This window comes from Microbacterium sp., assembly GCF_030149085.1.
Classification (GTDB): domain Bacteria; phylum Actinomycetota; class Actinomycetes; order Actinomycetales; family Microbacteriaceae; genus Microbacterium.
This window is the reverse complement of record NZ_JASBSF010000137.1, coordinates 1-8882: the sequence shown is the minus strand read 5'-3', so window position 1 is coordinate 8882 and position 8882 is coordinate 1. Positions and strand designations below refer to the sequence as shown.

At 67.8% G+C, this 8882-nt stretch carries 9 protein-coding genes; 7 read left to right on the top strand and 2 right to left on the bottom strand.

What is annotated here, in order from left to right:
- Both Q1V87_RS05680 and Q1V87_RS05675 read right to left on the bottom strand, forming a co-directional pair.
- On the bottom strand, positions 1-782 hold a 782-nt coding region (locus Q1V87_RS05680), incomplete at its 3' end, for an FGGY family carbohydrate kinase (protein WP_300591216.1).
- A 49-nt stretch (positions 783-831) separates the two neighbouring features.
- Positions 832-2565, bottom strand: a complete 1734-nt coding sequence (locus Q1V87_RS05675; protein ID WP_300591215.1) for a glycerol-3-phosphate dehydrogenase/oxidase — start codon at positions 2563-2565, stop codon at positions 832-834.
- Positions 2566-2667: 102 nt separating this feature from the next.
- Between Q1V87_RS05675 and Q1V87_RS05670 the strand changes: the two genes are divergently transcribed.
- From Q1V87_RS05670 to Q1V87_RS05640, 7 genes are all read left to right on the top strand, one after another.
- Positions 2668-3636 carry a sugar-binding domain-containing protein gene (locus Q1V87_RS05670; protein WP_366945412.1) on the top strand — a complete coding sequence of 323 codons (969 nt, stop codon included), beginning with the start codon at positions 2668-2670 and terminating at the stop codon, positions 3634-3636.
- Between the two features lie 299 nt (positions 3637-3935).
- Positions 3936-4991, top strand: a complete 1056-nt coding sequence (ribD, locus tag Q1V87_RS05665; RefSeq protein ID WP_300591214.1) for a bifunctional diaminohydroxyphosphoribosylaminopyrimidine deaminase/5-amino-6-(5-phosphoribosylamino)uracil reductase RibD — start codon at positions 3936-3938, stop codon at positions 4989-4991.
- Positions 4992-5003: 12 nt separating this feature from the next.
- On the top strand, positions 5004-5648 hold the full coding sequence (locus tag Q1V87_RS05660) for a riboflavin synthase (protein WP_300591213.1): 645 nt from the start codon (positions 5004-5006) through the stop codon (positions 5646-5648).
- Positions 5645-6928, top strand: a complete 1284-nt coding sequence (gene ribA, locus Q1V87_RS05655; RefSeq protein ID WP_300591212.1) for a GTP cyclohydrolase II — start codon at positions 5645-5647, stop codon at positions 6926-6928. Before Q1V87_RS05660 ends, ribA begins: the two co-directional genes overlap by 4 nt.
- A complete protein-coding gene (gene ribH / locus Q1V87_RS05650; protein WP_300591211.1) occupies positions 6925-7398 on the top strand; it encodes a 6,7-dimethyl-8-ribityllumazine synthase in 474 nt (157 codons plus the stop codon). The genes ribA and ribH overlap by 4 nt, the downstream gene beginning before the upstream one ends.
- 64 nt (positions 7399-7462) lie before the next feature.
- Entirely contained in the window at positions 7463-7822 is a 360-nt protein-coding gene (locus Q1V87_RS05645) for a Fe-S protein (protein WP_300591210.1), read from the top strand.
- A gap of 52 nt (positions 7823-7874) precedes the next feature.
- Positions 7875-8882 (top strand): MFS transporter (locus Q1V87_RS05640; protein ID WP_300591209.1); only part of this gene is annotated, 1008 nt, incomplete at its 3' end.

Sequence of the window (8882 nt, the reverse complement as noted above, 5' to 3'; positions counted from 1 at the left end):
TCGCCCACGCCGAAGGCAGCCTGCCCGAAGGTCGCGGCCTGCTGATCACCGAGGATGCCGGCGATCGGCAGTTCGCGGGCGGTGCCCGGCAGCGCGAGTTCGCCCACGACATCCGACGATGACCGGATCTCGGGCATCATCGCGCGGGGAATGTTCCACAGCGCGAGCATCTCGTCCGACCAGTCGAGCGTCTGCAGGTCCATGAGCAGCGTGCGGCTGGCGTTGGTGACATCGGTCACGTGCGCCCCGCCGCTGGTGCCGCCGGTGAGGTTCCAAACCACCCACGAATCGGGGGTACCGAACAGCAGATGGCCGGCTTCGGCATCCGCCCGCGCCCCCGGCACGTGATCGAGGATCCAGGCGACCTTGGATGCCGAGAAGTAGGTGGCAAGCGGAAGACCCGTCACCTCGGTGACCCGGTCGCCGACACCGTCACGGGCAAGCGCATCGAGCCGGGGCTGCGTCCGGGTGTCCTGCCACACGATCGCGTTGAAGACGGGTTGGCCGGTGCGGCGGTCCCACACGATCGCGGTCTCGCGCTGGTTCGTGACACCGGCGGCGGCGATACCGGATGCCTGCAGGTGAGCCTTGCTGAGAACGCCAGAAATCACCCACTCCGTGTTCGTCCAGATCTCCATGGGGTCGTGTTCGACCCACCCGGCACGAGGAAAGATCTGCTCGTGTTCGCGCTGGGCGGTTGCCACCACGGTTCCGGCGCGATCGAAAACGATCGCCCTCGTCGAGGTGGTGCCTTGGTCGATGGCTAGGACGTGTTCGGCCACGATGCCTCCCGAAGTGTTGAGCGCCTCCAGACGATGGATGGCGCGCCGCTTAGGCTACCGGTGCCGCTGCGGGCTGCCAGGTCGGATCGGCGGCGTGGACTGCGACGAGGGCCGCGGCGACCTCTGCCGTGGCGGCATCCTCGTCCCATCCGAGGACGGGCGCGACGGCGTCGGCGATCTCGGCAACGACCGCGGGAGTCGTCTCACCGCGGAACGCGAGGCTCGTTCGGCGCAGCAGCAGGTCGGCCAGATGGACGACGTCCTCTGTGCTCGCGAGGTAACGCAGCTCGCCGGTGCTGTAGGCCGGAAGGGTCTCGAGTGGCCGGTCCTCGGCATCCTCGTCGACGAACGCGATGACCTCGCGGGCTGTCGTTCCGTAGCGTTCGAGGAGGGTGGCTGCGGCATCCCTCGAGAGTCCCCGGCGGTTCTCGGCGACCCACTGGTGCCGTGCCCGTTCGGTCACCGGATACCCGGCTCCACCGCCGATCGCACGGCCATGGGTCGTGACGATGCGGGGCCGAGCGAGCAGAGCGAGGGCGTCATCGGTGAGGTGGGCGGCGGAGGCACGGAAGGTGGTCCACTTGCCGCCGACGAGGCTGATCACCGTGGTGTCCGCCGACCCGGGGAGCTGCTCGGTCTCGACACGGTAGTCGCGCGAGACGAAGCCGGGAGCGAGATCGCCGTGGCCGGGAAGCGGGCGGACACCCGAGAAGCGGTACACGATCTGCGAGCGATCGACGGTGATGTCGGGGAAGACGTGCCCGATGAGGTCGATGAAGTAGTCGACCTCGGGCTCGGTGCACACCGCGGGCTCCGCCATATCGTGCTCGAGGTCTGTGGTGCCGACCAGGACGCGTCCCTTGAGCGGGTAGATGAGCACGATGCGACCGTCGCGGTGTTCGAAGAAGATCTCTCGACCAGCCGTGGCTGCGAGCAGCTCGGGGTTGTCGAGCACGATGTGCGAGCCCTTGGTTCCGCCCATGAAGCTGGTCGGGGCCCCGAGGGCGCGGTTGGTGAGGTCGGTCCAGGGTCCGGATGCATTGATCACGACCGCGGCGCGGAAGGGGAACTCGACACCTGTCTCCGTGTCGCGAAGCGTGATCGCGCCGTCCGCTGACCCCACGACTTCGACGTAGTTGGCAGCCCGGGCGCGGTCACCACCGGCGGCACGACCGTCGCGGAGCAGATCGAGCGCGAGGCGCTCAGGGTCGTGTACCGAGGCATCCCAGTAGGTTGCGGTGTATTTGACGGTGTCGTTCAGTGCTGGAAGTGCGCGCAACGAGGCGGTGCGGCCGCGGAAGGTGTGGCGGGGAACGCGGCCGCCGCCACGCGAGAACGAGTCATAGATCGTGAGACCGATCTTGATCAGCGCTGCGCCGCGCTCGACGTGCTTCCCCGCGCCGTGGCGCAGGAAGCGCAGCGGCGCCGAGAGCACCCCCGAGAACGTGGAGAAGATCGGGATCGTGGTCTGCAGGGGACGAACGTAATGGGGAGCGGTGGCCAGCAGGTCATTGCGCTCGGTGACCGCCTCGTGGACGAGACGGAACTCGCCGTTCTCGAGGTAACGGACGCCGCCGTGGATCATGTGTGACGACGCTGCGGATGCCCCGCTGACGAAGTCGCCACGTTCGACGAGTGCGACGTCCACGCCTTGCAGCGCAAGGTCCCGAAAAGTCGCGAGCCCATTGACCCCACCGCCGACGATGAGGACATCGGCCTGCGGCCGCTCGCTCAACTGTGTGACGGTGCCTCGTTCGACAGTGTCTCGTTCGACGGCGCTCATCGATTGGTGTCCTTTCTCGCCCGGGGACTTCCCGCGTGCTCACCATCGTCCCATGCTTGACCGAAGTTGCAGATACAATGCACATACGTGCACACTGTCTGCGTGAGCGACGACTCGACCCATCTGCGACGGGCACTGACCGCCGCCCACCTGTACTACGTCCAGCTGCGCACCATGGACGCCATCGCCGCGGAACTCGGGACCTCCCGCTCGACGGTGTCGCGACTACTGTCGTTTGCGCGAGCCGAGGGCATCGTCGAGGTGCGCGTTCGTTCACCGCTCGACGCACCCGGCCTCGTAGAGACGCAGCTGCGACGCCAGTTCGGCGTTCGCGCACAGGTCATTCCCGTCCCCGAGTCGGTGAGCGATCTCGAGCGTCTCGACCGCGTCGCGCAGGGAGCAGCACAGCTGCTCGATGAGCTGATCGTCTCGGATCTGGTGGTCGGCATCGCGTGGGGATCCACACTGGCTGCGGTAGCGCGCCGGCTCACTCCCAAGCACGTGCACGGCACGACATTCGTGCAGCTCAATGGCTCGGGAAATGTAAAGACATCCGGCATCACGTATGCGAGCGAGCTGCTCAGCAGGTTCAGCACCGCATACGGCGGGGATGCCGAACAGTTCCCTGTACCCGCATTCTTCGACGACCCCGACACCAGACGAGCGCTCTGGCGAGAGCGCAGCACGCGACGCATCCTGGACATCCAGAGCCGCATGGGTCTCGTGCTGTTCAGCGTGGGAGCTTTCCGGGCCGAGGTACCTAGCCGCGTGCACGCCGGCGACTACCTCGAACCTGCCGACCTCGAGCAGCTGAAGGCAGAACGAGTCGTGGGTGACGTTGCGACGGTGTTTTACCGCGCAAACGGCTCGACCGAGGGGATCGCCTTGAACGAGCGGGGATCGGGCCCCTCTTTCGATCTGCTTCGCGCGGTCCCGCGGCGCTGCTGCATCGTGACCGGCGAGGCCAAGATTCCGAGTCTGCGCGGCGCACTCGCCGCAGGCCTCATCACAGATCTCGTCATCGATGAGCGCACCGCCCGCGCCATGGTCGACGGACGCGAAGCGGCGTAGGCCACCGGGAATGAACGCGCGCGCGGCGCGTTGACTACACTCGAGAGCAATAAACGTGCTCCGGGGTCGGTGAGAATCCGAACCGGCGGTGACAGTCCGCGACCCGCTGCATCCGTGTTCGAGAGAACGCCGCAGCGGTTGATCCGGTGAAATTCCGGAACCGACGGTGATGCGACGCGAAAGTGTCGTCAGTCCGGATGGGAGGCAGCACAGGTGACGCCATGGCGTTGCCGCCTTCCCTGCCCCGGCGTACCCGACCGGAGTGGGCAGTGAGTCAAGGCACAAGCGAGACAGCCGCAATGAGGCGCGCGCTGAACGCTGCGCTGCGCGGTCCTCGGGGCGTGAACCCCCAGGTCGGTGCCGTCATCCTTTCGCCCAGCGGAGAGGTTCTCGCCGAAGGCTGGCACCGGGGCGTGGGAACAGCACACGCCGAAGTCGATGCGATGTCGCAGCTGACACCCGATCAGCTTCGCGGCAGCACGGCAGTTGTCACCCTCGAGCCCTGCAACCACACCGGCCGCACGGGGCCCTGTGCGCAAGCCCTCATCGACGCCGGTGTGACCCGCGTGGTCTATGCGGTCGACGATCCCGGCGCCGTCTCGGGCGGCGGAGCCGAACGTCTCGCGGGCGCGGGTGTAACCGTCGAGGCGGGTCTGCTGCGCGATGAAGGCACCGCGCTCCTTGACACCTGGCTCACCGTGCAGCGGCTGGGCAGGCCCCACGTCACCGTGAAGTGGGCGCAGAGCCTGGATGGCCGCGCCGCGGCCGCCGACGGAACGAGCATGTGGATCACCGGCCCGGAGGCGCGCGCTGACGTGCACCGACGGCGATCGGATGCCGATGCCATCGTGGTCGGCATCGGCACCGTGCTGGCCGATGACCCGGCGCTCACCGCACGGGGCCCTGCCGGCCAGCCCCTGTCGCAGCAGCCCCTGCCCGTCGTTCTCGGCAGGCGCGCGATTCCGGATGCCGCCCAGGTGCGCAGGCATCCCCGCACCCTGATCCAGTGGCCCGGGACAGACCTCACCGTGGTGCTGGACGAACTGCGCGATCTCGGTATCCAGCGTGTCTTCGTGGAGGGCGGGCCGACGGTTGCGGCATCCTTCCTGCGCGCCGGGCTGGTCGACGAGGTGCTGGCGTATGTCGCTCCGTTGCTGATCGGCTCCGGCCCGGACGGCGACCGACCGGCCGTCGTCGACATCGGGGTCACGACCCTCGCCGATGCTCACCGACTTGAGCTGACGGCGCTCGAGCGGCTCGGCGATGACCTGTTGCTCGTCGCACGCCCCCGTGCCGCCGGGACTCCCCAATCCCCATCCCCCGAGACCACCGTCGCGAACGCGTCGTCGGTGTAGTCAGGAGCAGCCATGTTCACAGGACTCGTTGAAGAGATCGGCCGCGTTACTGCCGTCGAGCCGTCGGGTGACGGCATCCGGTTGACGATTCACGCACCGCAATCCGTCGCGGATGCCGCGCACGGCGACTCCATCGCCGTCAGTGGGGTCTGCTTGACGGTCGTCGCTCGCGACGGCGACGGCTTCACCGCCGATGTCATGCGACAGACGCTCGATATGTCGACCCTCGCCGATGTCTCGGTCGACCGCCTCGTCAACCTCGAACGGGCTACCGCCGCGGGTGGACGCCTGGGCGGCCACATCGTGCAGGGTCACATCGACGGCACAGGGACCGTCGTCGAGGTTCGACCCGGCGACCAATGGCGGGTAATCCGCGTCGCGATTCCCCAGCAGCTTGCCCCTCTCATCGTCGACAAGGGATCGATCGCGATGGACGGCGTGTCCCTGACCGTCAGCGCCGTGAGCGAACCGGCCGCCGCCGAACACTGGTTCGAGGTCTCGCTCATTCCCGAAACCCTCGAGGCCACCACCTTCGACACCCTGCAGCCGGGCTCGCCCGTGAACCTCGAGACCGACATCCTTGCCCGTCACGTGCAGCGTCTGCTGGCGTTCCCTCCGGCGGCCCAGGCCGCCCCGACCGAAGGAGGCTCGCTGTGAGCCTTGCCCCCATCACCGAGGCTCTGGACGCCCTGCGCGCCGGGCGCCCGATCATCGTCGCTGATGACGAGGACCGCGAGAACGAGGGTGATGTCATCCTCTCGGCAGAGCTTGCCACGCCCGAAGCCGTCGCGTGGACGATCCGCTGGTCCAGCGGCCTGCTGTGCGCGCCGATGCCAGCCGAGTGGGCCGATCGCCTCGACCTGCCGCCGATGGTCGCCGTCAACGAGGACGCCCGCGGCACCGCCTACACGGTGACCGTGGATGCAGCCGACCGCACCTCGACCGGCATCAGCGCGAGCGACCGGGCTCACACACTGAACGTGCTGGCCAATCCGGAATCGACGCCGTCGAGCGTCATACGACCGGGCCACGTACTGCCCCTGCGCGCCGTCGACGGCGGCGTTCGCGAACGCGCCGGCCACACCGAAGCTGCCGTCGAGTTGATGCGCCTGGCAGGCCTGCAGCCGGTCGGCGCGATCGCGGAGGTCGTGGCCGAGGACGGCTCGATGATGCGGATGCCGGGACTGCTCGAGCTCGGTGCGCGCGACGGCGTGCCGGTCATCACGATCGAGCAGCTCATCGCCTACCTCGACGAGCATGAGCCGCGCACCGTCGAACCACGGGAGGTGCACCATCGGCGCGTGAGCCTGCGGGCCGAGGCGACAGTCCCCACGACTCACGGCGTGTTCCGCTTTCTCGCCTACAAGGATCGGATCACCGGCACCGACCACATCGCGGTCGTGGCTGGCGACCTGGCCGAGGATGCACCACTCGTCCGCGTGCACTCGGAGTGCCTGACCGGCGAGGCCTTCGGCTCACTCAAGTGCGAATGCGGGCCACAGCTGGATGCCGCGCTCGACGCTATCGCGCAGAACGGCGGAGTTGTCATCTACATGCGCGGACACGAGGGACGCGGCATCGGGCTGATCAACAAGCTGCGCGCCTACAGTCTGCAGGAGCGGGGGCTCGACACCGTCGACGCGAACCTTGCTCTCGGGCTGCCCGCCGATGCGCGTGACTACGCTGCAGCCGCCGGCATCCTGGGAGATCTCGGCATCGAGCGGATGCGTCTGCTCACCAACAACGGCGACAAGGTCGCTCAGCTGCGTGGTCTCGGTCTCGACATCGTCGAGCAGGTGCCGCTCCTCGTGGGCGTGGGGCCGAACAACCACCAGTACCTGGCCACGAAGGCCGAGCGCATGGGACACACCATCGCCCTCGACGACCTGGATCGCGCCCTCGGAGTCGGGGCCGCAGCAGAGAGGACCGACGCATGAGCGGAACCGGCGCCCCCGAGCGCGACACCATCGACGGCTCGGGCCTGAACATCGTGATCGTCGCGGGCCAATGGCACGAGACCATCGCGAACGGCCTCCTGGAGGGTGCCCGTCGGGCACTTGAGGATGCCGGTGCGTCGTACCGGGTCGTGCCCGTCCCGGGATCATTCGAGCTTCCCGTCGTGGCGAAGGCAGCTCTGGATGCCGGCGCTGACGCCGTCGTCGCGCTCGGGGTCATCATCCGCGGCGGCACTCCACACTTCGAGTTCGTCTCGTCAGCCGCCACCGACGGGCTCACCCGCGTGGCACTGGACACCGGCAAGCCCGTCGGCTTCGGCGTGCTGACCCTGGACGACGAGGCACAGGGAATCGACCGAGCCGGCCTTCCAGGCTCGCGCGAAGACAAGGGCTTCGAAGCTGCGGATGCCGCGCTGCGCACCGCGCTCGCGCTGCGGGAGCTGCGGGCCTGACAGGCCGACGAGAGTCAGGCGAAGAAGACTCCACCTTCAGTGATGCATAAGGTACGCTGACGGCATGGAGATTCTTCGTCACGCCGTGCTTCTCGTTCACCTCTCGGGCTTTGCGATTCTGTTCGGCGCCTGGGTCGTCGAAGCGGTGCGGCGCACCGGAGCCGTGACGACGCTCATGAACTGGGGCCTGCTGATCGCGGGCGTCGCAGGGCTCGCGCTGGCCGCGCCGTGGGGCGTCCCCGAGGGCGTCGAGTTCAACTACGTGAAGATCGGGACGAAGCTCGTCATCCTGCTCATCATCGGAGCACTCCTCGGCATCGGCTCAGCCCGCACCAAGCGGAACGGCTCGGCACCGGCCGGTGTATTCTGGGCGATCGGCATCCTCACCTTCGCGAACGCGGCGATCGCCACTCTCTGGCGCTAGGCGAGTCCGGAGGCGCGGACGCCGTTCTCGTCCGCCTCGTCGACAGGCCAGCATGACCTCCGCCACCGGTACCCTTCCCGTGCCCGCCAACCCGCGAAGCCGTGTCATCACGGCAAGCCTTGTCGGCACGACGATCGAGTTCTACGACTTCTACGTCTACGCGACGGCGGCGGTTCTGGTCTTCCCCGCGTTGTTCTTTCCGACGGGCAACGAGACCACGTCACTCTTGGCATCCTTCGCAGTGTTCGGCGCCGCGATGGTGGCCCGCCCGCTCGGCGCCGTCGTGTTCGGGCACTTCGGCGACCGGTTCGGCCGCAAGGCAACCCTGGTCACCTCGCTGCTCACGATGGGGATCGCGACCTTCGTGATCGGTCTGCTGCCCACGGTCAATGAGATCGGGGTCTGGGCGGCGGTATTCCTGCTCGTGCTGCGACTCGCGCAGGGATTCGCGCTCGGCGGCGAGTGGTCGGGCGCCGCGCTTGTGGCAACGGAGAACGCCCCGGCCGGCAAGCGCGCGTGGTACGGCACCTTCCCGCAGCTGGGCGCACCGATCGGCTTCATCATCGCCAACGGCATCTTCCTGGCGATCAATCTTTCGCTCCCCCACCCGGATGGCACCGCGCAGGCATCCGACGCGTTCCTTGCCTGGGGCTGGCGCATCCCGTTCCTCTTCTCGGCAGTCATGGTGATCGTCGGGCTGTGGGTCCGGCTGCGCCTGGTCGAATCCGACTCATTCACGCGGGCCGAAAAGAAGGGGACGCTCAGGAAGTTCCCGCTCGGGCTCGCGCTGCGTCGCTACTGGTGGCAGCTGATCCTCGGCACCTTCATCATGCTGGCGACCTACGTGCTGTTCTATCTGATGACGAGCTTCACGCTCTCGTACGGAACGAAGGCGACCACGGATGCCGCGCAGGCCGCCGCAGAAGCCGCGGGAACCCCGTTCGACCCGGCCACCCACGTGCCTGGCCTCGGTTTCGGGTACACCGACTTCGTGCTGATGCAGATCATCGGGGTCGTCGTCTTCGGGATCTTCACACTGCTGTCGGGCCCCGTGGCCGAC

Coding starts and splice junctions, on each gene's coding strand:
- Q1V87_RS05675 (WP_300591215.1), bottom strand. CDS start 2,565: ATGAGCGCCGTCGAACGAGACACTGTCGAACGAGGCACCGTCACACAG.
- ribD (WP_300591214.1), top strand. CDS start 3,936: ATGAGGCGCGCGCTGAACGCTGCGCTGCGCGGTCCTCGGGGCGTGAAC.
- Q1V87_RS05660 (WP_300591213.1), top strand. CDS start 5,004: ATGTTCACAGGACTCGTTGAAGAGATCGGCCGCGTTACTGCCGTCGAG.
- ribH (WP_300591211.1), top strand. CDS start 6,925: ATGAGCGGAACCGGCGCCCCCGAGCGCGACACCATCGACGGCTCGGGC.
- Q1V87_RS05645 (WP_300591210.1), top strand. CDS start 7,463: ATGGAGATTCTTCGTCACGCCGTGCTTCTCGTTCACCTCTCGGGCTTT.